The 23,607-nt window shown below is 74.6% G+C and carries 23 protein-coding genes and 1 CRISPR repeat array; of the genes, 21 read left to right on the top strand and 2 right to left on the bottom strand.

The features are described 5' to 3' along the window. Positions 1-442 precede the first annotated feature (442 nt). The gene (locus ABZ457_RS09725; protein WP_359155791.1) at positions 443-1,387 is read left to right on the top strand and encodes a glycoside hydrolase family 75 protein; all 945 of its coding nucleotides are present in this window, start codon (positions 443-445) and stop codon (positions 1,385-1,387) included. 33 nt (positions 1,388-1,420) lie between these two features. Here ABZ457_RS09725 and map read toward each other — a convergent pair whose 3' ends face one another. Beyond that, complete coding sequence (gene map / locus ABZ457_RS09730; RefSeq protein WP_359155793.1) at positions 1,421-2,188, bottom strand: type I methionyl aminopeptidase; 768 nt, start codon at positions 2,186-2,188, stop codon at positions 1,421-1,423. A 64-nt stretch (positions 2,189-2,252) separates the two neighbouring features. Between map and ABZ457_RS09735 the strand changes: the two genes are divergently transcribed. From ABZ457_RS09735 to ABZ457_RS09785, 11 genes are all read left to right on the top strand, one after another. Then, a complete protein-coding gene (locus ABZ457_RS09735) occupies positions 2,253-2,537 on the top strand; it encodes a helix-turn-helix transcriptional regulator (protein WP_359155795.1) in 285 nt (94 codons plus the stop codon). Positions 2,538-2,572: 35 nt separating this feature from the next. Then, positions 2,573-2,953, top strand: coding sequence for a PPOX class F420-dependent oxidoreductase (locus ABZ457_RS09740; protein ID WP_359155797.1), 381 nt, complete (start codon positions 2,573-2,575; stop codon positions 2,951-2,953). Between the two features lie 147 nt (positions 2,954-3,100). Next, the gene (locus ABZ457_RS09745; RefSeq protein ID WP_359155799.1) at positions 3,101-4,912 is read left to right on the top strand and encodes a hypothetical protein; all 1,812 of its coding nucleotides are present in this window, start codon (positions 3,101-3,103) and stop codon (positions 4,910-4,912) included. 277 nt (positions 4,913-5,189) lie between these two features. Beyond that, on the top strand, positions 5,190-6,032 hold the full coding sequence (locus tag ABZ457_RS09750) for a nitrilase-related carbon-nitrogen hydrolase (protein WP_359155801.1): 843 nt from the start codon (positions 5,190-5,192) through the stop codon (positions 6,030-6,032). After that, positions 6,029-7,309 carry an aspartate aminotransferase family protein gene (locus tag ABZ457_RS09755; protein WP_359155803.1) on the top strand — a complete coding sequence of 427 codons (1,281 nt, stop codon included), beginning with the start codon at positions 6,029-6,031 and terminating at the stop codon, positions 7,307-7,309. The genes ABZ457_RS09750 and ABZ457_RS09755 overlap by 4 nt, the downstream gene beginning before the upstream one ends. Before the next feature lie 48 nt (positions 7,310-7,357). Then, positions 7,358-8,761: a dihydropyrimidinase gene (hydA, locus tag ABZ457_RS09760; protein ID WP_359155805.1), complete on the top strand. Its 1,404-nt coding sequence runs from the start codon at positions 7,358-7,360 to the stop codon at positions 8,759-8,761. A 40-nt stretch (positions 8,762-8,801) separates the two neighbouring features. Further along, positions 8,802-9,815, top strand: a complete 1,014-nt coding sequence (locus tag ABZ457_RS09765) for a TIGR03842 family LLM class F420-dependent oxidoreductase (protein ID WP_359155808.1) — start codon at positions 8,802-8,804, stop codon at positions 9,813-9,815. Positions 9,816-9,894: 79 nt separating this feature from the next. Next, positions 9,895-11,436: an NCS1 family nucleobase:cation symporter-1 gene (locus ABZ457_RS09770; RefSeq protein WP_359155810.1), complete on the top strand. Its 1,542-nt coding sequence runs from the start codon at positions 9,895-9,897 to the stop codon at positions 11,434-11,436. 167 nt (positions 11,437-11,603) lie between these two features. Beyond that, positions 11,604-13,076, top strand: a complete 1,473-nt coding sequence (locus tag ABZ457_RS09775) for an amidase (RefSeq protein ID WP_359155812.1) — start codon at positions 11,604-11,606, stop codon at positions 13,074-13,076. 5 nt (positions 13,077-13,081) lie between these two features. After that, positions 13,082-13,786, top strand: a complete 705-nt coding sequence (locus tag ABZ457_RS09780) for a TetR family transcriptional regulator (protein WP_359155814.1) — start codon at positions 13,082-13,084, stop codon at positions 13,784-13,786. Positions 13,787-13,820: 34 nt separating this feature from the next. Continuing rightward, entirely contained in the window at positions 13,821-14,483 is a 663-nt protein-coding gene (locus ABZ457_RS09785; protein ID WP_359155816.1) for a M15 family metallopeptidase, read from the top strand. A gap of 11 nt (positions 14,484-14,494) precedes the next feature. Here the strand turns inward: ABZ457_RS09785 and ABZ457_RS09790 are convergent, their stop codons facing one another. Then, positions 14,495-14,695, bottom strand: a complete 201-nt coding sequence (locus tag ABZ457_RS09790; protein WP_359155818.1) for a DUF2191 domain-containing protein — start codon at positions 14,693-14,695, stop codon at positions 14,495-14,497. A gap of 253 nt (positions 14,696-14,948) precedes the next feature. Beyond that, a CRISPR array of direct repeats spans positions 14,949-15,159; the repeat unit is 28 nt; unit sequence GTGCTCCCCGCCCGCGCGGGGATGGTCC. A 204-nt stretch (positions 15,160-15,363) separates the two neighbouring features. Between ABZ457_RS09790 and ABZ457_RS09795 the strand changes: the two genes are divergently transcribed. The 9 genes from ABZ457_RS09795 to ABZ457_RS09835 all read left to right on the top strand — a co-directional run bounded on the left by ABZ457_RS09795 (position 15,364) and on the right by ABZ457_RS09835 (position 23,429). Beyond that, complete coding sequence (locus ABZ457_RS09795) at positions 15,364-16,617, top strand: helix-turn-helix transcriptional regulator (protein WP_359155820.1); 1,254 nt, start codon at positions 15,364-15,366, stop codon at positions 16,615-16,617. A 90-nt stretch (positions 16,618-16,707) separates the two neighbouring features. Next, positions 16,708-16,899 (top strand): hypothetical protein, encoded by a 192-nt coding sequence (locus ABZ457_RS09800; RefSeq protein ID WP_359155822.1) that lies wholly within the window; start codon positions 16,708-16,710, stop codon positions 16,897-16,899. A 249-nt stretch (positions 16,900-17,148) separates the two neighbouring features. Beyond that, positions 17,149-17,346, top strand: coding sequence for a hypothetical protein (locus ABZ457_RS09805; RefSeq protein ID WP_359155824.1), 198 nt, complete (start codon positions 17,149-17,151; stop codon positions 17,344-17,346). Between the two features lie 302 nt (positions 17,347-17,648). After that, on the top strand, positions 17,649-18,467 hold the full coding sequence (locus ABZ457_RS09810; protein ID WP_359155826.1) for an inositol monophosphatase family protein: 819 nt from the start codon (positions 17,649-17,651) through the stop codon (positions 18,465-18,467). Between the two features lie 95 nt (positions 18,468-18,562). Further along, the gene (locus tag ABZ457_RS09815; protein WP_359155828.1) at positions 18,563-19,984 is read left to right on the top strand and encodes an NAD(P)/FAD-dependent oxidoreductase; all 1,422 of its coding nucleotides are present in this window, start codon (positions 18,563-18,565) and stop codon (positions 19,982-19,984) included. Positions 19,985-20,050: 66 nt separating this feature from the next. Next, positions 20,051-20,569: an O-acetyl-ADP-ribose deacetylase gene (locus tag ABZ457_RS09820; protein WP_359155830.1), complete on the top strand. Its 519-nt coding sequence runs from the start codon at positions 20,051-20,053 to the stop codon at positions 20,567-20,569. A gap of 170 nt (positions 20,570-20,739) precedes the next feature. Beyond that, entirely contained in the window at positions 20,740-21,369 is a 630-nt protein-coding gene (locus ABZ457_RS09825; protein ID WP_359155833.1) for a DUF1345 domain-containing protein, read from the top strand. 153 nt (positions 21,370-21,522) lie between these two features. Beyond that, positions 21,523-22,521 (top strand): Dyp-type peroxidase, encoded by a 999-nt coding sequence (locus ABZ457_RS09830; RefSeq protein WP_359155835.1) that lies wholly within the window; start codon positions 21,523-21,525, stop codon positions 22,519-22,521. A 71-nt stretch (positions 22,522-22,592) separates the two neighbouring features. Next, positions 22,593-23,429, top strand: a complete 837-nt coding sequence (locus ABZ457_RS09835) for a family 1 encapsulin nanocompartment shell protein (RefSeq protein WP_359155860.1) — start codon at positions 22,593-22,595, stop codon at positions 23,427-23,429. Positions 23,430-23,607: the final 178 nt, after the last annotated feature.

The raw sequence follows: 23,607 nt of genomic DNA on the forward strand, positions 1-23,607 counted from the left end.
GCGGACCGGGGCCGCCTGGGCGGCCGGGCTCTGCCCCGGCGGCCCGGGTGGCGGAGTGCCGAGGCTGTGCCCCGGGCCTCCGGCCCGCCGGCCTCGGCCCTCCGGCCCCGGGCCCTGCGGGCCGGGGTCGCCGGTGCCCGGCGGGCGGGCTGTCGGGCGTGCGGCTCGGCGCTGTGCGCCGGTGCCGCCCGTGCGGAGTGACGGCGCGGTAGGGGCCGTGGGCCCCGGGGCCGTACGGGGGATCGTGGGGGTGGGCGCCCCGGCCCGGTGGGGAGGGCCGGTGCCCGCCGTGTCGCGGCAGGTGGCGGGGTGTGGGGCGGCGGCCGCCGGCCCGGCGGGGGGTCGCTCGCGGGGACCCGCGACGGGTCGCCCGTCCGGCGGCCGGGACGGAGCCGGTCGCGGCGCGCACGGGTAAGGAGCCCCCCGACAGAAAGGCTCCCCTGTGCGCAAGCGATACACCGTCCTGGCCGCCACCGCCGGTTCCGTGCTCCTCGGCGCTCTGGCCCTGCCCGCCGCCGCCCAGCCCGCCGTGGCGCCCCCGCCCGGCGGCCCCCTCGCCGAACGGGCCGCCGCGTTCGCGGCCCTGTCGGGCGAGGAGCCGGGCCCCCTGTCCGACCCCCTCCCGGAGGCCGAGCCGGCCGCCGGGACCACCGACCCCCTCCCGGAGCCCGGGCCCGACGCCGGCACCGGGCCCCCCGAACCGGCCCCGGTCCCCGAGCCCGAGCCGGAGCCCGAGCCGGAAGCCGAGACCGTCACCGACGCCGCCGACGACCCCGCGGCGGCCCCCCGCGCGGCCGTCACCGCCGACGCCCTGCGTGCCGCCCTCGGCCGCTGCACGCAGATCTCCCAGGGCAAGTACCGCACCGACCGCACCGCCCCCGCCGACGTCCCCGTCTGCGGCCGGGACGGGATCGTGCACTGGACCGCCGACCTGGACGTCGACTGCGACGGCCGCGAGACGGCCAAGTGCAACCGGCGCACCGACCCGTACTTCCAGCCCATGACCGCCTTCCAGCAGTCCGACGGGCGCTATCTGAACGCCGAGGAGCTGCCGTTCGTCGTCGTCCCCGTCGCGAGCGACCGGTGGAACTACTGGGCCTCCGGCATCCGGGGCGGCACCGTCGCCGCCATGGTCCACAAGGACCGGGTCGTGTACGGGGTCGTGGGCGACAGCGGCCCGGCCGACGTCATCGGCGAGGCCTCGTACGCCGCGGCCGAGGCCCTCGGCATCGACCCGCACCCCACCCGCGGGGGCACTGCCGAGGACGTCACGTACATCCTCTTCCCCGGCACCCGGGCCACCCCGATCGAGAGCCGCTCCGCCGCCGAGTCCCTCGGCGAGGACCTCGCCCGGAAGCTGGTCGGCGCGGTGGACGACCCGTCCTGAGACCGGGACGCAAGGGCCGCGGGCCGCGGGCCGTCAGAGCAGCGTCAGGATCCGCGGCCCGTCGTCCGTGACCGCGACCGTGTGCTCCGCGTGCGCGGCCCGGCTGCCGTCGCCGGTGCGCATGGTCCAGCCGTCGCCCGCCGTCCACCAGTCGTCCTTGCCGCCCGCCAGCACCATCGGCTCGATCGCGAGCACCATGCCGTGCCGCAGGCGCATGCCCCGTCCGGGTGGGCCCTCGTTCGGGACGCCCGGGTCCTCGTGCATCCGGCGGCCGATCCCGTGGCCGCCGAAGCCGTCCGGGATGCCGTACCCCGCGTCCCGGCAGACGCGGCCGATCGCGTGGGCGATGTCGCCGACGCGGTTGCCGACGACGGCCGCCTCGATGCCCGCCGCGAGGGCGGCCTCGGCGGTGCGGACGAGGCGGGTGTCGGCGGGGCGGGCGCGACCGACCGTGAAGCTCAGGGCCGCGTCCCCGGCCCAGCCGTCCAGCAGGGCGCCGCAGTCGACGCTGACCAGGTCCCCGTCGGCGAGGCGCCGACCGTCCGGGATGCCGTGCACGATCGCGTCGTTGACGGACACGCAGAGGACGCCCGGAAAGGGGACCGGGGCCCAGTCCGGGTGGTAGCCGAGGAAGGGGGAGCCTGCGCCCGCCTTGTCGAGGACCGTGCGGGCGGTCCGGTCCAGTTCGCGCAGGCTCGTGCCCACGGTCGCGGCCTCCCGGACGGCCGTCAGTGCCTGGGCCACGACCCGGCCCGCTTCCCGCATCGCGTCCATGGACGCGTCTGTCTTGATCTCCACCATGCCAATTACTATACCGGTCGGATCGGTATTCAAATACCGGTCGGGGCGGGATTAGAATAACGGCATGGTGCGCACCCCTCTCACCCCCGAAGAGCGCGAACGCGGCGAGCGGCTGGGCCGGCTGCTGCGGGAGGCGCGCGGCGGCCGGAGCATGGCCGAGGTCGCCGCGGCGGCCGGGATCTCCGCCGAGACCCTGCGCAAGATCGAGACCGGCCGGGCCCCGACCCCCGCCTTCTTCACCGTCGCCGCCCTCACCGGCGCCCTGGGTCTCTCCCTGGACGAGGTGCTGGTGCGCTGCGCCGCCCCGCCGGTGTCCGTACCGGCGCCCGTCGCGGCCCCGGCCGCCTGAGCGGCGCGGTCCGGCGGCGCGTAGTCTCCGCCGGTATGAGTGCAGACACCTTCGCCCGCGCCCGGTACGTCAGTGTCACCACCTACCGCAAGAACGGGACGCCGGTCGCCACGCCCGTGTGGTTCGCCGTCGACGGCGGCGAACTGTTCGTGTGGACGCGGTCCGACTCCTGGAAGGTCAAGCGCCTGCGCAACGACCCCCGCGTGAAGATCACCGTGTGCGACGTCAAGGGCCGGATCGAGGACGGCGCCCCGAGCGCGGAGGGGACGGCCCGGCTGCTCGACGAGGCCGGCACGCGGGCGGTGCGCAAGCTGCTGGCGCGCAAGTACACCTGGCAGTTCTGGCTGGTCGACTGGCCCGCGACGATCGCCCGGCTGGGGAAGCGCCCGCACACGGGGATCGCGGTCACCTTCTGAGGGGGGGTTCCGGCTCCACGGGCGGGTTCCGGTCACCTTCCCGGCCGCGCGCCCCCGGTCGGCTCCCGAAAACCGTGCGTAGCAGCGCCGTAACACAACTGCGGTCGAATGCCTTCCGGTTGAACCTCCCCAACTGGCAGGGTGGCGATGACGGTGCAGCAACTCCCGGTCGAGACCGGGGTTTTCGCGCGATACCTCGCGGAACTGACCGGCCGGATCGACCGTGCGGACGGCTGGTACGCGATCTTCCTGAGACGGGACCCGGACGGGATGCGCGCCTGTCTCGACGGCGTCGAGGTGCCGCCGTGGGACGTCGTCGAGTCCCTGCTCCACGACCTCGCGGCGGTGGCGGGCGGGGTCTGGACCGAGCGGGAGGCCGCCCGTGCCCGCTCCCTGCACTCGGCGGCCGCCGCCGCGCACGACCGGCTGCCGGGCGGCCGGGACGCCCTCCAGGAGCGGCTGGAACTGATGCTCCGCGAGGAGATCCACGCGAAGTCGCGCGCGGAGGAACTCCTGCGCCTCCTCGCGGCGGTCCCGCCGCGCGGCCCCGAGGCCGACCGCCTGACCAACGAACTCGCCTGGACCCGCGACGACCACGCACGGGCGATGGCCCGCGTCACGGAACTCACCGCCCGCCTGGCCGCGCTCCCGCCCCCCGACCCCTGGCCCGCGCCCGGTTGGACCCCACCGGACCCGGCCACCGACGCCCCGCCCGGGCCGGCCCCGGACCACCGTGTCCCGCGCACCGCGCCGGGTGGCGCCGCGCCGGACCCGTACCGGGTCCGGGCGGGGGAGGACGCCGCCGGTTCACCAGTTGCCCCCACGGGGTACCCCACCCGCCCCGCGCCCGCGCCCGGCCCCGGCGGCGGCGCCTGGACCGGGGACCCGGGGTACCCTGCCCGGTCCGGGGACGAACCCCGCTCCGCGTCGGCGTCCGACCAGGCCGGACGGCCCGGCGGCGGCGCCTGGACCGGAGACCCGGCAGGCCCGGCCATGCCGGGAGACGCGCGCTCCGGAGGAGCAGGCCACCCCGCACCGGCCGACCCCGCGCGCGGCCACGCGTCGGACGGCTCCGGGTACGGCTACGCACCGGACGTCTCCGGTGGCGACCCCGCACGGGACGCCCCCGGGCGCGGCCGGCCGCAGGACGCCTTCGGGCGGAGCCACGCGTCCCCCACCGCCGGGGGCCACCCCGACCCCACCGCGAAGGCGGTCGCGGACACCACCCCGCCCCCGGCCCCGAAGAAGCGGCGCCGCCGTGGTGGGGCCCGGTTCGCCGGGGTGGAGGACGACGGGGGTGCGGCGGACGGCGTGCTGGGCGTGCCCGTGCTGCCGGTGCCGGAGGCCGGGGACGTGCCCCGGGGCGCGCGCTACGGCGGTGCCGCGGCCGGGCCCGTCGAGGCCCCGCCCAGCCCCGAGCCGCCGGACGTCGCGCTGCGGGCCGCCCGGGAGACCGTCGCCGCGCTGCGCAGCCTGCGGTCCGCCGGGCTCAGCGGTGAGGCGCATGTGGTGCTCTGCGAGGCCGCCGCCCGCCCCGCGGACTGGCTGCCGCCGCTCGCGGACGAGCTGGACCGCGCCGGGCTCGCCGCCGACCGGTCCACCCTGCTCTGGGAGGTCGCCTCGCAGCCCGCGACCCGGCTCGCCGCGGCGGCGGAGCTGCTCGACGCCTCGGGCCGCGCCGAGGACGCCCGGCAGCTGCTGCACCAGGGCGTGGTGCGCCCGGCGGAGGAGATCGCCGACGCCGTCCTCGCCCTGGACGACGACGGCCGCCCGTCCCGCGCCGCCGCCCTGCTCGGCGCGTACGTCCGCGCCCGCAGCGCGGAGGACGCGGCCCGGCTCGGCGCACGGGACCCCGGGCGGCTGGTGCCCCGGCTGCTGGACGCGGCCCGCGAGGTCTCCGCGTCCCGGGAACGCGACCTGGTGCACGCCCTGCGCGTCGCCGGTCACCTCGGCACCTGACCGGCCGCGGCCGCCCCGCCCGCACCCGGGCGACCCGCACCCGACCGGCCGCCCCGTGCCCCGGGCGGCCCCCTCCGGCACCCCCGTCGCCCCGCCCCCGCGCCCGGTCCCGCCCCGAAACCCTTCCGAAATCGACCGCTCGGGTGCGAAACATGATCGACTCCGCGGGTTGACGACGATGGTCTTGCCCCGCTGTGTGACGTGGCTTACGTTCTCCATCTGCGTATCGCGTCTACGTGCGTAGAGGCTCTCTGGCGTCCCGTCGAAGGAGCAGCTCATGGCCCAAGTCGTACGCGCCGCCCTCGTCCAGGCGACCTGGACCGGCGACACCGAATCCATGATCGCCAAGCATGAGGAGCACGCCCGCGAGGCGGCCCGGCAGGGCGCCAAGGTGATCGGGTTCCAGGAGGTCTTCAACGCCCCGTACTTCTGCCAGGTGCAGGAACCGGAGCACTACCGCTGGGCCGAGCCCGTCCCGGACGGGCCCACCGTCCGCCGGATGCAGGACCTCGCCCGCGAGACCGGCATGGTGATCGTGGTCCCCGTCTTCGAGATCGAGGGCGCCGGCTTCTACTACAACACCGCCGCCGTGATCGACGCCGACGGCAGCTACCTCGGCAAGTACCGCAAGCACCACATCCCGCAGGTCAAGGGCTTCTGGGAGAAGTACTACTTCCGCCCGGGCAACGCCGGCTGGCCGGTCTTCGACACCGCCGTCGGCAAGGTCGGCGTCTACATCTGCTACGACCGGCACTTCCCCGAGGGCTGGCGCCAACTCGGCCTCGGCGGAGCGCAGTTGGTCTACAACCCCTCCGCCACCCACCGCGGCCTCTCCTCCTACCTCTGGCAGCTGGAGCAGCCCGCCGCCGCCGTCGCCAACGAGTACTTCGTCGCCGCCATCAACCGCGTCGGCATCGAGGAGTACGGCGACAACGACTTCTACGGCACCAGCTACTTCGTGGACCCGCGCGGCCAGTTCGTCGGGGAGCCGGCCAGCGACAAGGCGGAGGAACTCCTCGTCCGCGACCTGGACTTCGACCTCATCGACACCGTCCGCCAGCAGTGGGCCTTCTACCGGGACCGCCGCCCCGACGCCTACGAGGGGCTGGTGCGGCCGTGAGCGACCTCCACAGCCGCCACCGGGCCGTGCTGCCCGACTGGCTCGCCCTCTACTACGACCGCCCGATCGAGCTCACCCACGGCGAGGGCCGCCATGTCTGGGACGCGGACGGCAACCGCTACCTGGACTTCTTCGGCGGCATCCTCACCACGATGACCGCCCACGCCCTCCCCGAAGTCACCAAGGCGGTCGCCGAGCAGGCCGGGCGGATCATCCACTCCTCGACCCTCTACCTCGACCGCCCCATGGTCGAACTCGCCGAGCGGATCGCCGCCCTCTCCGGCATCCCCGACGCCCGCGTCTTCTTCACCACCTCCGGCACCGAGGCCAACGACACCGCCCTGCTGCTGGCCACCGCGTACCGCCGCTCCCACCAGATCCTGGCGATGCGCAACAGCTACCACGGGCGCTCCTTCTCCACCGTCTCGATCACCGGCAACAGCGCCTGGTCCCCGACCGGCCTCTCCCCGCTCCAGACCCTGTACGTGCACGGCGGCGTCCGCACCCGCGGCCCCTACGCGCACCTGTCCGACGCCGAGTTCACCGCCGCCTGCGTCGCCGACCTGGAGGACCTGCTCGGCCACACCCGCGCGCCCGCCGCGCTGATCGCCGAACCCGTGCAGGGCGTCGGCGGCTTCACCTCCCCGCCGGACGGCCTGTTCGCCGCCTTCCGCGAAGTCCTGGACCGGCACGGGGTGCTGTGGATCTCCGACGAGGTGCAGACCGGCTGGGGCCGCACCGGCGACCACTTCTGGGGCTGGCAGGCACACGCCGAGAACGGCCCGCCGGACATCCTCACCTTCGCCAAGGGCATCGGCAACGGCATGTCCGTCGGCGGAGTCGTCGCCCGCGCCGAGGTGATGAACTGCCTGGACGCCAACTCCATCTCCACCTTCGGCGGTTCGCCCGTCACCATGGCCGCCTCCCTCGCCAACCTCGGCTACGTCCTGGAGCACGACCTCCAGGGCAACGCACGGCGCGTCGGCGGGCTGCTGCTGGAGCGGCTGCGCGCGGTGGGCGCCGGGGTCGCGGCCGTCCGCGAGGTCCGCGGCCGGGGCCTGATGATCGGCATCGAACTGGTCCGCCCCGGCACCGACGAGGCCGACCCCAAGGCGGCCGCCCAGGTCCTGGAGGCGACCCGGGAGGCCGGGCTGCTCATCGGCAAGGGCGGCGGCCACAGCACCAGCGTGCTGCGCATCGCCCCGCCGCTCACCCTGACCGTCGCCGAGGCCGAGGAGGGCGCCGGCGTCCTCGAACGCGCCCTGCGCGGCCTGTGACCGACCGGAGAACCCGACCGTACGTGAGGGACCTGTGAGGGACCGACCATGAGCACCCGCACCCTGATCCGCGGCGGTCTCGTCGTCACCGCCGCCGACGAGATCCACGCCGACGTCCTGATCGACGACGGCCGGATCGCCGCGCTCGCCGCCCACGGCACCGCCGCCGCCGAGTCCTGGACCGCCGACCGCACCATCGACGCCACCGGCAAGTACGTCATCCCGGGCGGCGTCGACGCGCACACCCACATGGAACTGCCGTTCGGCGGCACCTTCGCCTCCGACACCTTCGAGACCGGGACCCGGGCCGCCGCCTGGGGCGGCACCACCACCATCGTGGACTTCGCCGTCCAGTCCGTCGGCCGCTCCCTGCGCGAGGGCCTGGACGCCTGGTACGCCAAGGCCGACGGCAAGTGCGCCATCGACTACGCGTTCCACATGATCCTCGCCGACGTCAACGAGTCCTCGCTCAAGGAGCTGGACCGCCTGGTCGAGGAGGGCGTCACCAGCTTCAAGCTGTTCATGGCCTACCCGGGCGTCTTCTACAGCGACGACGGGCAGATCCTGCGCGCCATGCAGCGCTCCGCCGGCAACGGCGGCCTGATCATGATGCACGCGGAGAACGGCATCGCCATCGACGTCCTCGTCGAACAGGCCCTCGCCCGGGGCGAGACCGACCCCCGCTACCACGGCGAGGTCCGCAAGGTCCTGCTGGAGGCCGAGGCCACCCACCGCGCCATCCAGCTCGCCCGGGTCGCCGGGGCCCCGCTGTACGTGGTGCACGTCTCCGCCGAGGAGGCCGTCGCCGAACTCGCCGCCGCCCGCGACAAGGGGCTGCCCGTCTTCGGCGAGACCTGCCCCCAGTACCTGTTCCTCTCCACCGACAACCTCGCCGAGCCGGACTTCGAGGGCGCCAAGTACGTCTGCTCCACCCCGCTGCGGCCCCGGAAGCACCAGGCCGCCCTGTGGCGGGGCCTGCGCACCAACGACCTCCAGGTGGTCTCCACCGACCACTGCCCCTTCTGCTTCACCGGGCAGAAGGACCTCGGCCGGGGCGACTTCTCGAAGATCCCCAACGGTCTGCCCGGTGTGGAGAACCGGATGGACCTCCTCCACCAGGCCGTGGTCGACGGGCACATCTCCCGCCGCCGCTGGATCGAGATCGCCTGCGCCACCCCGGCCCGGATGTTCGGCCTCTACCCGAAGAAGGGCACCCTCGCCCCCGGTTCGGACGCCGACGTGGTGATCTACGACCCGCACGCCGAGCAGATCCTCTCCGCCGAGACCCACCACATGAACGTCGACTACTCGGCCTACGAGGGCCGCAAGGTCACCGGCCAGGTGGAGACGGTCCTCTCACGCGGCGAGGTCGTCATCGACCGGCGCACCTACACCGGCCGCGCCGGGCACGGTGTCTACACCCCCCGCTCCACCTGCCAGTACCTGGGCTGACCCACACCGGCCCCAGTGGCCTGAACTGAAGGGACACCGCGTGGACTTCGGACTCGTCCTGCAGACGGACCCGCCGGCCTCCGAGGTCGTCGGGCTGATGCGGCGCGCGGAGCGCAACGGCTTCCGCTACGGCTGGACCTTCGACTCCGCCGTGCTGTGGCAGGAGCCGTTCGTCATCTACAGCCGCATCCTGGAGCACACCACCGGGCTCGTGGTCGGGCCGATGGTCACCAACCCGGGCACCCGCACCTGGGAGGTGACCGCCTCCACCTTCGCCACCCTCAACGAGATGTACGGCAACCGCACGGTCTGCGGCATCGGACGCGGCGACTCCGCCATGCGCGTCGCCGGGCGCAAACCCAACACCCTCGCCCGGCTCGGCGAGGCGATCGGCGTCATCCGCGACCTCGCCGAGGGCCGGGAGGCCGAGGTCGACGGGCAGCTGCTGCGCCTGCCCTGGGTGCGCGACGGGAAGCTGCCGGTCTGGATGGCCGCGTACGGGCCCAAGGCCCTCGCCCTCGCCGGGGAGAAGGCGGACGGCTTCATCCTCCAGCTCGCCGACCCCTTCCTCACCGAGTGGATGGTCAAGGCCGTCCGGCAGGCCGCCGCCGACGCGGGCCGCGACCCCGCCGCCGTCACCATCTGCGTCGCCGCCCCCGCCTATGTGACCGAGGACGCCTCGGACGCGGTCCTCGCCCACGCGCGGGAGCAGTGCCGCTGGTTCGGCGGGATGGTCGGCAACCACGTCGCCGACCTGGTCTCGCGGTACGGCGAGCACTCCGCGATGGTCCCCGAGGCGCTGACCGCGTACATCAAGGAGCGGCACGGCTACGACTACAGCCACCACGGCCGCGCCGGGAACCCGTCCACCGACTTCGTCCCGGACGAGATCGTCGACCGCTTCTGCCTCCTCGGCCCGCCGGCGGCCCACATCGAGAAGCTGACGGCCCTGCGGGAGCTGGGCGTGGACCAGTTCGCCGTGTACGACATGCACGACGCGAAGGAGGCGACGATCGACGCGTACGGCGCGGAGATCATCCCCGCGTTCTCCTGACCCGCGCCCCGCCACTCTCCGCACAGGCCGCCCGCACAGGCCCCCCTCCTCACCGGTCCCCTCCTCACAGGCAGGCCCCATGACCGCGACCGTCCCGCCCGCGCCCTCCGAGGAACCGATAGCCGACCCGGCGGGACGCGTCGAGCTCCCGCCGGGTGCCCTCCCCGTCGACAACCGCTTCGTCAACGACGACCTGCTGCCCGTGCCGGTCGCCGCCCGCCGCTGGACCACCTACAACTTCGCCGCCCTCTGGGTCGGGATGGCGCACAACATCCCCTCCTGGCTGCTCGCCTCCGGTCTCGTCGCCCTCGGGATGGACTGGAAGCAGGCGGTGTTCACCATCGCCCTGGCGAACGTCATCGTCCTCGCGCCGATGCTGCTCACCGGCCACGCCGGCCCCAAGTACGGCATCCCGTTCCCGGTCCTGGCCCGCGCCTCCTTCGGGCTGCGCGGCGCCAACCTGCCCGCGATGATCCGGGCCGCCGTCGCCTGCGCCTGGTTCGGCATCCAGACCTGGATCGGCGGGCAGGGCATCTTCGTCCTCCTCGGCAAGATCTTCGGCGGCTGGACGGAGGCGTCCCGGATCGGCGGCCAGCCGTGGACCCTGTGGCTCTGCTTCCTCCTCTTCTGGGCCCTCGAACTGGCCATCATCTACCGGGGGATGGAGGCCCTGCGCCGGTTCGAGAACTGGGCGGCGCCCTTCGTCCTCGTCGGCGCCTTCGCGCTGCTGGGGTGGATCGCGGTCAAGGCGGGCGGCTTCGGGCCGCTGCTGGACCAGCCGTCCGAACTGGGCTGGGGCGCCGACTTCTGGCCGGTCTTCTTCCCGTCCCTCATGGGCATGATCGCCTTCTGGGCCACCCTCTCCCTGAACATCCCGGACTTCACCCGCTTCGGCGCGGGCCAGCGCGCCCAGGTGTGGGGCCAGACCCTCGGCCTGCCGACCACGATGACCCTCTTCGCCCTGCTGTCGGTGTTCGTCACCTCCGGCTCCCAGGCCGTCTACGGCGCGGCCATCTGGGACCCGGTCGAACTGGCCGCCAAGACGGACAACGTCTTCGGCCTGCTGTTCGCGCTGGTCACCGTGCTCGTCGCCACCATCTCCGTGAACATCGCGGCGAACGTCGTCTCACCCGCGTACGACCTCGCCAACCTGGCGCCCAAGTTCATCAGCTTCCGGACCGGGGCGCTGATCACCGGGGTCGTCGGCGTGGTCATCATGCCGTGGAAGCTCACCGCCACGCCGGAGCTGTACATCTTCACCTGGCTCGGGCTGGTCGGCGGTCTGCTCGGCACCGTCGCCGGCATCCTGATCGCCGACTACTGGCTGGTCCGGCGCACGGTCCTCGACCTCCCCGCCCTCTACGCCCCCGGCGGGCCCTACTGGTACGCGGGCGGCTGGAACCCGCACGCCGTGACCGCCTTCCTGGTCGGCGGTGTCCTCGCGGTCGGCGGCTCCCACTCCGCCCCGGGCAAGGGCCCGTTCCCCGAGGACGGGCTGATCCCGCTGCTGAAGCCGCTGGCCGACTACGGCTGGGCGGTGGGGCTCGCGACCTCGCTGCTGCTGTATCTGGCGCTGATGCGCCTGAGCGGTGCCGACCGGCGCGGAGCGCCCGTCGACTGATCCCTTGGACTGATCCCGTCACCCCTCGACTGATCCCTTGGAGTGGTCCCGTCAACTGAGCCCGTCCGCGCGGGGATTCGGCCCGCGTGGACGGTTGCCCCGGCCCCGTACCGCTGGTTACTCTCCAGTTCTGTTCGTTCGAACGAACAAGGAGGAGGCGGGGCTTCGTGTCCACAGACGCAACCGGTGCCGGAGCTCCGGCCGGCGGGCTGGCCGAGCACATCAGGGCGCTCACATCCGGCGCGTCCACGTCCGAGGAACTGGTGGCCGGCGCCCTCGCCCGGATCGAGGCGACCCAGGGCACCCTCAACGCCTTCCGGACCGTACGCGGGGAAGCCGCCCTCGCCGAGGCGCGCGAGGCCGACCGGCGGCTCGCCGCGGGGGAGCGGCTGCCGCTGCTCGGCGTCCCGATCGCGGTCAAGGACGACACCGACGTGGCCGGCGTCCCCACGTACTTCGGCTGCGCGGGCGAGATCCCGCCCGCCGCCGAGGACGGGGAGGCCGTCCGCCGGCTGCGCGCCGCCGGGGCCGTGATCGTCGGCAAGACCAACTCCTGCGAACTGGGCCAGTGGCCGTTCACCGAGGGCCCGGCCTTCGGCGCGACCCGCAACCCGTGGTCCCCCGCCCACACCCCCGGCGGCTCCTCGGGCGGTTCGGCCGCCGCCGTCGCCGCCGGTCTCGTGCCCGCCGCGCTCGGCTCCGACGGCGCGGGCTCCATCCGCATCCCCGCCGCCTGGACCCACCTCGTCGGCATCAAGCCGCAGCGCGGGCGGGTCTCCGTCCACCCGTACGACGACTGCTTCCAGGGCCTGACCGTGAACGGGCCGCTCGCCCGGACGGTCGCCGACGCGGCCCTCCTCCTGGACGCGGCGGCCGGCGCGCACCCCCGCGAGCGGTTCCGGCCCGCGCCCGTCGACGCGTCCGCCGCGGCCCGCCGGGAGCCGGGGCGGCTGCGGATCGCCCTCGCGCCGCTCCCGCCGCTCACCCTGACCGGGGCCCGCCCGCACCCCGAGGTCCGCCGCGCGGTCACCGCCCTCGCCGAGACCCTGGCGCGCCTCGGCCACGAGGTCGAGGAGGCCCGCCCCCGGTACGGGCTCATCGGGCTGAGCTTCCTCCCCCGGGCGGCGAACGGCATCGCCCAGTACGCCGACCGCCACCCCGACCCGTCCCTGCTCGACCCCCGCACCCGGGCCGCCGCCCGGTCCGGACACCGCCTCGGCGGCCGGATCGTCCGCGCCGCCCGCGCCCGCGAGTCCGCCCAGCACCGCCGCCTCGGCGGCTTCTTCGACCGCTACGACGTCCTGCTGACGCCGACGACGGCCGCGCCGCCGCCGCGGATCGGCGCGTTCGACGGGCTGTCCTCGGGGCGTACGGACATCGGCATCGCCGCCGCCTGCCCGTACGCGTGGCCGTGGAACGTGCTGGGCTGGCCGGGCGTCGGCGTCCCCGCCGGACTCACCTCGGACGGCCTGCCGGTGGGCGCCCAACTCCTGGGCCCGCAGGGCGCGGAGGAGCGGCTGATCTCGCTGGCGGCCCAACTGGAGGCGGAACTGCGGTGGTACGAGCGGCGTCCGCCGGGGGCGGAGGCGGCCGCCCTGTCCGGGCCGGTCGTGGAGGGGAGCACGCCGGTGGGAGAATGACGGTCATGTCCACCGTCGGCCCCTCCGCCACCGACCGGCCCGTGCCCGGGCGTTCCGGGCCCACCGGCCCTGTGCCCGCCTCGCCCACCGTGCCCGTCGCGCCTGCCCTGTCCGGGCGTTCGGCGCCCACCCGGCAGCGCATCATCGGGGCCGTGCTGCGGATCATCGGCAGCGACGGCGTCGCGGCGGTGACCAACCGGCGGATCGCGGCGGAGGCGGGCGTCTCCCTCGGCTCGGTCACGTACCACTTCGCCACCCAGCACGAGCTGCTCCGCGAGGCGCTGCTCCACTTCGTGCGCGACGAGACCCGCCGCTTCACCGAACTCGCCGATGCCCACCGCCGCGCGGGCGACGTGGACCTCGCGGGCGCGGCGGCCCTCGCGGGCGAGGTCGCCGGCGGCATCGGCTTCGACAGCGAGCACATCGCGCCGTTCGAGCTGTACGTGCAGGCGGGCCGGGACGAGCGGCTGCGCGAGGCCGCGTCGGAGGCGTTCGCCGCGTACGACCGGCTCGCCGCCCAGATACTCACCGGCCTCGGCGTCCCGGATGCCGAACGGCACGCGGGCGCCACCGTCGCCCTCGTCATGGGCCTCCAGCTCCGCCGCCTGGCCACCGGCGGCCCGGCCGAGGACCTGGTCGACGCGCTGCTGCTGCTCGCGCGGGGCGCGATGGGGACGGGGGCCGAGCCGCCCGGCCCCGGCGTCTGCTGATGCGGCCCCGGAGGCCGCTCCTTACGCTGAACGGGTGAGGACCGTACGGCGGGCCGCCGTCGCCGCACCCGTCCTGGGCCTGGCACTGGGCCTCGTCCTCGGGACGGTGCCCCGTCCCGCCGCCGCGGCTCCGGCCCTCTCGCCCACCGTCAGCGGCGTCACCCGCGCCGACCTGGGCGCCAGCCACCGCCCGGGCTGCCCCGTCCCGCCCGAGGACCTGCGGCTGATCCGGATGAACCACTGGGGCTTCGACGGCCGCGTCCACCGCGGCGACCTCGTCGTCCACGAGGACGCCGTCCGCCCGGTGCTGCGCATCTTCGGCGCGGCCTTCGACGACCGCTTCCCGATCCGGCGGATGGAGACGATGGCGGAGTACGGGGGCAGCGACGCGCGGGCCATGGCGGCCGACAACACCTCCGCGTTCAACTGCCGCCGAGTGACGGGTGACGACCGGCACCTCTCGCGCCACTCCTACGGCGACGCGGTCGACATCAACCCGCGCGAGAACCCGTACGTGGACCGCTCCGGCGAGGTCCACCCCCCGGACGCGGAAGCCGCCCTGGACCGCGATCCGCCCACCCCGGGCATGCTCACGGACGGCGACGCGGTCACCCGCGCGATCGAGGACGCGGGCTGGGAGTGGGGCGGCCACTGGTCACCCCCGGACTACCAGCACTTCTCGGCGGACGGCACCTGAGCGCCGTTCTCTCAGCCCTGCGGCTCCTGGGGCCGGACATCCCGCTCCCGCGGCCGCCCGTCCTTGAGCTCGGTCCGCGCCTCGGTCCGGTGCCCGCGCGCGATGTAGTCCCGCACCACGGCCTCGACCGCGTCCTGCGGCGAATTGATCCCGGCGAGGACCATCACCTCCACCACCAGCTCGGCGTCCAGCTTGATACTGACCTCGGCCACCGGGTCCCCCTCGTTGTCGTGCTGCGCACCGGCACTCTAGCCGTGGCGGGGACGGTGACGTCGTGCTTCTTGGTGCGGGGGCACGGGGGTGGATGTGGCTGTGGGTAGGCTGACGGCCGACGCTCCTATAAGTCCTCATGAGGCGCGGGCTTCTGTTCGTTCGTCACTTGGGTTGCGTGTGTCTGTTGCGCCGGGTTCCGTGAAAGTGCGCGGAACCAGGCTTCCCACGTGACAGCCCCGCAGGTCACCGAGTGTGCTCCCCGCCCGCGCGGGGATGGTCCTACCCCGGCGGCCGCAGCCTCTACGCCCCCGACGTGCTCCCCGCCCGCGCGGGGATGGTCCCTAACTGTGTGTGAGGTGTCGTACCCCCGTGCGGTGCTCCCCGCCCGCGCGGGGATGGTCCATCCAAGAGATCCCGCACCACGAAATCCCGCAGGTGCTCCCCGCCCGCGCGGGGATGGTCCCGCGAGCGAGGACAGCCCCTCGTCGGGCCGTCGCGCTCCCCCGGCGACAGGGGACAGAGCCTGGCGACGGTGCCCTGCACGACCTGCCTGGCCTCGACTCGGCGGCGGGGCGGGGCACCGTCCCGGTGTGACGTAGGCGGCACACAAAGTGGCCCCGCCGCCTACCCTGACAGTGTCGAAGCTGTGCAGGAGAGGGGCGAGGCCGTGTCCGTCGATGCTACCCCGGATCCGTACGCCGACCAGTTGGCGTTCGGGCAGAGGCTGAAGATTTTGCGCACCCGCCGCGGGCACACCCGCGACCAACTCGGCGGCCTGGTGGGCCGGTCCGGGTCGTGGGTTCGCGCACTTGAAGAGGGACGGCTCAAGGTGCCCCGCCTGGATACCGTGCTCCGGCTCGCCGAGGCCCTGCGGGTGCGGGACCTCGGCGAACTGACCGGCGATCAGAGTTCCCCGCCCGTCGGCCTGTTCGCTGGACCGCGGCACCCCCGGCTCGGCCCCGTGAAGGCCGCGATCGACACCTGGTCGCTCGCCGACACGGAGGAGGCGCCACCCGCCGAGCACCTTGCCGCGCGCCTCGCGGCCGCCTGGTCCGCCCGGCACTCCGCACCCGACCACCGCGAGCGGATCGGCGCCCTCCTGCCCGGGCTGATCCAGGACGCCCGGCGTGCGGCCGTGCAGGCCGAGACACCGGCGGACCGCCGTGCCACGCAAGCCGCCCTGTCCGAGGTCTACTCGCTCGCCCAGTTCTTCATCGCGTACCAGGGCGACGTGTCGCTTCTCTGGCGAGTTGTCGAGCGCGGCATGGTCGCCGCGCAGGACTCGGCCGACCCGCACACCATCGGCGTCGCCGCGTGGCTCGCTGCCCAAGCGCACCGCGACTCCGGCCCCGGCCACTTCGACGCGGCGGACACGGTCACCAACGACGTGCTGCGCTACCTCACGCCGATGCTCCCTGACGCGCCGGACAAGATCCTTGCCATCACCGGCGCCCTCACCTTCGAGGCCGCGTACACCGCTGCTCGCCGCGGTGAGACCGGGACGGCGTGGCGGCACTGGGACCGGGCGCGCGAACTCGCCGACCGTCTGCCGGCGGACTACTTCCACCCGGTCACCAGCTTCTCGCGCGGCATCATGGGTGCGCACGCGGTCACCGTCGCGGTCGAGTTGCACGCGGGCGGGGAGTCCGTGCGCCAGGCCGGCCTCGCGGACGCGGACACGATTCCTTCCCGGCCGCGCCGGGCCCGCCACCGGATCGAGGAGGCGCGGGCCTACCACCTGGACGGGCAGCCGGATGCCGCGCTGGCCACCCTCGCGAAGGCGCACGCCGCAGCTCCCGAGACGATCAAGTACAACGGCTACGCGAAGCGGATCGTGCTGGAGGAGGCCGAGGCGAAGTCGCCGTCCCGGCGGCGCCGGGCGTCCGCGCTCGCCGTCCAACTCGGCATCCTGGCCGCCTGAACGAGGGCGCACAATCTGTGCGCCTGCTGTCGGGCACCCCGCCCTAGCGTCAGTGAGTGACCAATCGATCACTGAGCGGAGGGGTGCCCGATGGCTCGGACCCAAGAACGCGAGTGCGCGTACTGCCCGCGGCCCGGCGCGGACGTCTGCATCCGCGTGCGCGCCGTATCCAACGGCAACGGCTACTCGATCTACGCACACACCGCCTGCGCGCAACGGCGCGGCGTGCCCCTGCTGTACCGCGTTCTGGAGCCGGAGCCGGAGCCGGAGGCGGGGCGGTGAGCCGCGCGGTTCTCCGGCTCGCCGTGTGGACGCTCGGGCCGGACCGGGAAGAGGGCGCGTCCCCGCCGATCCGCCACATCGAGTGCACGACGTGCTCGTGGCAGTCGGAGACCAGCCCGCGCCAGGAGGTTCCGGACCTGGCCGCGTTGGAGCACTCCGGTCGGACGGGCCATACCGGCTACCGGGAGGTCGTGACGGCGTTCCTGCGCGCCGCCCCGACCGGCCGAGGCGGGCAGGCGGTGGGGACCGATGGCTAGCGCCGGGACCAGGTACTGCGTGCGCTGCGATCAGCCGATCGTCGGGGAAGCGGTGGTGGTGGAGCGGCTCGGCTCCGCGAGCGGGGCCCGGCCCGACGACTACCGGCACCCGGACGGCACCCCCGGGTGCCGGCGGCCCCGGTACGGCAGGACGTGGCCCCTGGTCTCGGGCCGCACCGAGCAGCGATGATGCGACGGGGCTGCTGAGGAGTGGCTGCCGGGGCCCTGCTCGGTGCAGCCGCCGTACGGACACCACGTCTGCTCCCCGCTCGCGCGGGGGTGGTCTCCGCTACCAGCGGCAGATGAACCTCTTCCGCGTGTGTTCCCCGCTCGCGCGGGGATGGTCCTCCACAGACCTTCGCGGCCTCGGCGGGGCCGACATGCTCCCCGCCCGCGCGGGGCCCCGCCCCGCCCCCCACCCGTCACCCGCCCCACACCCGCCGTTGGCGGGGGGACTGCCGGGGTGTCGGTGGGGCGTGGTTGGGTGGGGGCATGATCGATGGATTTGTGGGCGGGGGAGCTGGCGCTGTCGAGGAGGCCGTGCGGGCCGCGGTCGAGGCCGAGGTCATGCCGCGGTTCCGGCGGCTGGCGTCGCACGAGGTCGTGGAGAAGCGCGGGCCGCACGATCTGGTGACCGACGCGGACCGGCTCGCCGAGAAGCATCTGACCGCGTCGCTGACCGCGCTGCTGCCCGGGTCGGTGGTCGTGGGGGAGGAGTCCGTCCACGCGGACCCCGCCGTGTACGACGCGCTGCGCGGGGAGGCGCCCGTGTGGATCGTCGATCCGGTCGACGGCACCCGGGAGTTCGTGCGCGGTGACGACGGCTTCTGCACCCTCGTCGCGCTCGCGCACCACGGCGAACTCCTCGCCTCCTGGACGTACGCGCCCGTCGCCGACGAGATGGCCGTCGCCGTGCGTGGCGAGGGCGCGCGGCTGAACGGGGCGCCCCTGCATGCCGGTTCACCGGAGCCGGGCGCGCCGCTGCGGATCGCGATGTCGCACCCCGACTTCTCCTCGCCCGAGGAGAAGCGCCTGCTGCTCGGCCTCGCGACGGACGGCGTCGAGACCCGGCCGTGCGGCTCGGCCGGTCTGGAGTACCTGCGCGTGGCGCGCGGTGAGCTGGACGCGACGGCGTTCAGCTGGGAGTACGCCTGGGACCACGCGGCCGGGCTGCTGCTCGTCACCGAGGCGGGCGGCTGCCAGGTGACGGTGGCGGGCACGCCGTTCCGCGTCGCGGGCGGGAACACGCTGCCGTTCACCGCCGCCCGCGACGAGGCGACGGCGCGCCGCGTCCGGTCCCTCCTGGCCTGACGCGCCCCGGGCCCGCGCCGTACCCGGGGCCGGGCTGTCGGTGGTGCCGAATATCCTGGGTGGTCCTGGCCGTCGGCTGACAAAGGAGTCCGAAGGTGCCGTCGATGCTCGATGCCGTCGTCGTGGGGGCGGGCCCCAACGGCCTGACGGCCGCGGCCGAACTGGCCCGCCGGGGCTTCTCCGTCGCCGTGTTCGAGGCGCTGGACACGGTCGGCGGCGGCGCGCGGACCGAGGAGCTGACCCTCCCCGGCTTCCGCCACGACCCCTGCTCCGCCGTCCACCCGCTCGGCATCGGCTCCCCGGCCTTCGCGCGGATGCCGCTCGCCCAGCACGGCCTGGAGTGGATCCACCCCGAACTGCCCCTCGCGCACCCCTTCCCGAACGGCACCGCCGCCGTCCTCGCCCGCTCCATCGGCGAGACGGCGATGTCCCTCGGCGCCGCCGACGCGGGCGCGTACCGCCGGCTCCTCGCGCCGTACGCGGGCCACTGGGACACCCTCGCCGCCGACTTCCTGCGCACCCCGTGGGACGGACTGCCCCGCGACCCGTACCGCTTCGCCCGCTTCGGGCTGGACGCGATCCGGCCCGCGTCCTGGCTGGCGCGCCGCTTCCGGGGCGAGAAGGGCCGGGCGCTCCTCGCCGGGCTGGCCGCCCACGCCATCGCGCCCACCAGCGGCGTCGCCACGGGCGGCATCGCGCTGATGTTCGCCCTCGCCGCGCACGAGGTCGGCTGGCCCGTGCCGCGCGGCGGTTCGCAGGCGATCTCCGACGCGCTGGCCGGGTACGTCCGCGAGCTGGGCGGCACGATCCACACCGGCGTCGAGGTGCGGCGGCTGGACGAGCTGCCGCCGGCCCGGGCGTACGTCTTCGACACCTCGCCCACCGCCCTCGCCCGGATCGCCGGTCTCGGCCAGGCGTACTGGCGCTACCGGTACGGGGCCGCCGCGTTCAAGGTCGACTACGCCCTGTCCGGACCGGTGCCGTGGACGGCGAAGGAGGCCCGGGCCGCCGGCACCGTGCACATCGGCCCCACGGCCGGCGAGATCGACGCCGCCCTGCGCGCCGCCGTCGAGGGCCGCGACCCGAGCGTGCCGTTCCTGATCACCGCCCAGCCCAGCCTGATCGACCCGACGCGCGCCCCCGAGGGCAAGCACGTCCTGTGGGCGTACGGGCATGTGCCGGCCGGCTGGGAGGGGGACGCCACGGAGGTGATCGAGCGTCAGATCGAGCGCTTCGCACCCGGGTTCCGGGATCTGGTGCTGGCCCGTGCCGTCGCCGGACCGCCGCAGCTCGCCGCGCGGAACGCCAACTACGTGGGCGGCGACATCGCCTGCGGGGCCTTCGCCGGGCTGCAGACCGTGCTGCGGCCGCGCCTCGCCCGCGTCCCGTACGCGACGGCCCACCCGGCGGTGTTCCTCTGCTCCTCCGCCACCCCGCCCGGCCCCGGCGTGCACGGCATGTCCGGCCACCACGCGGCGAAGGCGGTGTGGCGCGCCCTGCGTACGCAAGGGCGGTGACGACGGGCGGGACGGTGGGCAGGGCGGCGCGCGCCCCGGGCGCGTTGCGGCGCGCATGATGGAGGGATGAGCACACCGACGATCACCCTGGTGCGGGGCGACATCACCGACCAGGACGCCGACGCCGTCGTCAACGCGGCCAACTCCTCCCTGCTGGGCGGCGGCGGGGTCGACGGCGCCATCCACCGCAGAGGCGGCCCGGAGATCCTGGCCGCCTGCCGGGAGCTGCGGGCCGGGCACTACGGCAAGGGGCTGCCGACGGGGCGGGCCGTCGCCACGACGGCGGGCCGGCTGAGGGCCGGCCATGTCATCCACACGGTCGGCCCGGTCCACTCCGCCTCCGAGGACCGCTCCGAGCTGCTGGCCTCCTGCTACCGCGAGTCCCTGCGCGTCGCCGACGAACTCGGCGCGCGGACGGTCGCGTTCCCGGCGATCTCCGCCGGGATCTACGGCTGGCCGATGGACGACGCGGCGCGGATCGCCGTGACCACGGTCCGGGAGGCGGACACGGACGTGGCGGAGGTCCGGTTCGTGCTCTTCGACGAGGCCGCGTACGAGGCGTTCGCGGCCCGGACCGACGCCTGACGGGGACGCGGACGGGACGAGGGCGGGGCGCAGGGCGGGGTGCGCAGGGCGGGACCGGGGTGCGCAGGGCGGGACGCGGAACGCCGGGCCCGGGCCCCGCGCGACCCCGCCCCGCAGGGGCACCCGCCTCGCCGGGCCGGTCGGCGGCGGCGCGACTACCGTGGTTGGGCATGAGCATCTGGCCGCTCAACGCCGTTCCCCGGCTCTCCGGAGCCGTGGTCCTCGGTGCCGCCGCCGGAGTGGGCGTCGGCTTCGCCGCCGACGTGGGCCTCGGGGTGCTGGCCGGGATCGCCGTCACCGAACTGGTCTTCGTCCTCGCCGGCTGGGCCGTCCTGTGGCCCATGGACGCGACGGAGACCCACCGCAACGCGCGCCGCGAGGACTTCAAGCCCGTCACCGAGGAACTCGTGGTCGTCTCGGTCGCGCTGTGCGGACTGGTCGCCATCGTGCTCCTGCTGCTGCGCGGGCAGTCCGACGACGGCCACGCCGCCGCGGCCGCCGCGCTCTGCGGTGTGTTCATGGCCTGGTCGGCGCTGCACCTGATGTACGCCACGCGGTACGCGTACGTGTACTACGCCTCCGGCGGCGGGATCGACTTCAACTCGAAGGACCCGCCGGCGTACCGGGACTTCTTCTACTTCAGCTACAACCTCGGCATGACCTACCAGGTCTCCGACACCGACGTCTCCAGCTCGGAGATCCGCTCGATCGTGCTGCGGCACTCCCTGGTGTCCTACGTCTTCGGCACCGGCATCCTCGCGACCGCGATCAACCTCGTCGTCGGCATCGTCTCCGGCTGAGCCCGTCCGCAGGGGTCCGGCGCAGGTCGGCGCCGTGCCCGCGCGGATCGTCCCGACCCGGCGCAGGATGGAACGACGACCGGTCCCGTGACAACGACCGGTCCCGCAGCGCCCCGACCCGGCAGCACACCCCGACCAGGAGGAGGCCGGCTGGTGCCCGAGCCGCAGCCCGTGATCGCCCCGCCCGCCGGGGCGACCGTCTTTCTCGTCGCCACCGTCGCCCCCGGCGGTGAGGCCCCGGTCCGCGAGCTGTTGCAGGATGTGGCGGGCCTGCGGCGCACGGTCGCCTTCCGCGCACCCGACGGCAGGCTCGACTGCATCGTCGGCATCGGCTCCGCCGCCTGGGACCGGCTCTTCAGCGGGCCCCGCCCGCAGGGGCTGCACCCCTTCGTGCCCCTCGCCGGGGCCCGCCACCGGGCCCCCGCCACCCCCGGTGACCTGCTGTTCCACCTCCGCGCCCGCAGTATGGACCTCTGCTTCGAGCTGGCCCGGCTGATCACCGAGCGGCTGCGCGGGGCGGCCATGGTCGTGGACGAGGTGCACGGTTTCCGCTACTTCGACGAGCGCGATCTGCTCGGCTTCGTCGACGGCACCGAGAACCCGGAGGGCCGGCTCGCCGACGACTCCGTGTTCATCGGCGACGAGGACCCCGACTTCACCGGCGGCAGTTATGTGATCGTGCAGAAGTACCTGCACGACATGGCCGCCTGGCAGGCCCTGTCGGCGGAGGAGCAGGAGCTGGTCATCGGGCGCACCAAGCTCGCCAACGTGGAACTCCCCGACGACGTCAAGCCGCCGGACTCCCATGTCGCGCTGAACACCGTCACCGACGAGGACGGCAACGAACGCAAGATCGTGCGGGAGAACATGCCCTTCGGCAGCGTCGGGGACGGCGAGTTCGGCACCTATTTCATCGGCTACGCGCGCACCCCCGACGTGACCGAGCAGATGCTGCGCAATATGTTCCTCGGCGACGGCCCGGCCGCGCCGCACGACCGCATCCTCGACTTCTCGACGGCGATCACCGGCTGTCTCTTCCATGTGCCGACCGTGACCTTCCTCGACGACCTCCCCGACCCGCCCGCCGGCGCGGCGGGGGCGGCGGCGGACGGCTCCCTCGGCATCGGCAGCCTCAGAGGAGTCCGATCATGAGTCCGATCATGAGCACCCCCGAGGGCAGCACCGGCGAGGGCATCCGCCACGAGGCCACGGCCGCCGCCGGCATGAGCAACCTGCACCGCGAGCTGGCTCCGGTCACCCCCCGCGCCTGGGCGGAGATCGAGGACGAGGCGCGCCGGACCTTCCGCCGCAACCTGGCCGGACGGCGGGTCGTGGACGTCACGGGCCCCGACGGGCCCGGCCTCGCGGCCGTCGGCACCGGCCATCTGACCGGCATCGAGCCGCCCGCGCCGGGCGTCCGGGCCCGGCTGCGCGCCGCCCAGCCCCTGGTCGAACTGCGCGTCCCGTTCACGGTGAGCCGGGACGCGGTCGACGACGTCGACCGCGGCGCCCAGGACTCCGACTGGCAGCCGGTGAAGGACGGCGCCCGCGCCATGGCCTTCGCCGAGGACCGGGCCGTGTTCCGGGGCTACGGGGCGGCGGGCATCGCGGGGCTGCGCAAACGCACCTCCAACCCCGTCCTGACCCTCCCGCCCGAGCCCAGGGACTACCCGGACGCCGTGGCCCGGGCCCTGACCACGATCCGGCTGGCCGGCGTCCAGGGGCCGTACTCCCTGCTGCTGGGCGCGGAGGCGTACACGGCGGTCACCGAGACCTCCGACCACGGCTATCCGATCGCCGCCCACCTCGGGCGCATGCTGGACGGGGAGCTGATCTGGGCGCCCGCCGTGGAGGGCGCCTTCCTGCTCACCACCCGGGGCGGCGACTACGAGCTGCGGCTGGGGGAGGACCTGGCCATCGGCTACACCGCGCACGACGAGACCGGCATCGAGCTCTACTTCCGCCAGACCCTGACCTTCCTCGTCTACACGGACGAGGCCGTGGTCGCCCTCGACCCGCCCGCAGGCACCGGGTCGGGCACGGGGAACGGGTCGGGCTGACCCCCTGCGCCCGGCACGTCCCGCACGGTGACCGGAAGTCCGGGACGGTGCGCGATCCCCGTGCCGTCCGCTCGAAGACCGCCGCTCAACACGCCTGTGAACAAGGCGAGTTGATGCCGCATCGCGGTGCCGTCCGCCGGATTCCGCTCCACTTGCGGGGCGGTCGGCATCGCGTTTG

The organism is Streptomyces sp. NPDC005805, assembly GCF_040630445.1.
GTDB lineage: Bacteria > Actinomycetota > Actinomycetes > Streptomycetales > Streptomycetaceae > Streptomyces.

Coding starts and splice junctions, on each gene's coding strand:
- ABZ457_RS09810 (WP_359155826.1), top strand. CDS start 17,649: ATGATCGATGGATTTGTGGGCGGGGGAGCTGGCGCTGTCGAGGAGGCC.
- ABZ457_RS09740 (WP_359155797.1), top strand. CDS start 2,573: ATGAGTGCAGACACCTTCGCCCGCGCCCGGTACGTCAGTGTCACCACC.
- ABZ457_RS09780 (WP_359155814.1), top strand. CDS start 13,082: ATGTCCACCGTCGGCCCCTCCGCCACCGACCGGCCCGTGCCCGGGCGT.
- ABZ457_RS09770 (WP_359155810.1), top strand. CDS start 9,895: ATGACCGCGACCGTCCCGCCCGCGCCCTCCGAGGAACCGATAGCCGAC.
- ABZ457_RS09825 (WP_359155833.1), top strand. CDS start 20,740: ATGAGCATCTGGCCGCTCAACGCCGTTCCCCGGCTCTCCGGAGCCGTG.
- hydA (WP_359155805.1), top strand. CDS start 7,358: ATGAGCACCCGCACCCTGATCCGCGGCGGTCTCGTCGTCACCGCCGCC.
- map (WP_359155793.1), bottom strand. CDS start 2,188: ATGGTGGAGATCAAGACAGACGCGTCCATGGACGCGATGCGGGAAGCG.
- ABZ457_RS09745 (WP_359155799.1), top strand. CDS start 3,101: ATGACGGTGCAGCAACTCCCGGTCGAGACCGGGGTTTTCGCGCGATAC.
- ABZ457_RS09735 (WP_359155795.1), top strand. CDS start 2,253: ATGGTGCGCACCCCTCTCACCCCCGAAGAGCGCGAACGCGGCGAGCGG.
- ABZ457_RS09820 (WP_359155830.1), top strand. CDS start 20,051: ATGAGCACACCGACGATCACCCTGGTGCGGGGCGACATCACCGACCAG.
- ABZ457_RS09750 (WP_359155801.1), top strand. CDS start 5,190: ATGGCCCAAGTCGTACGCGCCGCCCTCGTCCAGGCGACCTGGACCGGC.
- ABZ457_RS09835 (WP_359155860.1), top strand. CDS start 22,593: ATGAGCAACCTGCACCGCGAGCTGGCTCCGGTCACCCCCCGCGCCTGG.
- ABZ457_RS09800 (WP_359155822.1), top strand. CDS start 16,708: ATGGCTCGGACCCAAGAACGCGAGTGCGCGTACTGCCCGCGGCCCGGC.
- ABZ457_RS09805 (WP_359155824.1), top strand. CDS start 17,149: ATGGCTAGCGCCGGGACCAGGTACTGCGTGCGCTGCGATCAGCCGATC.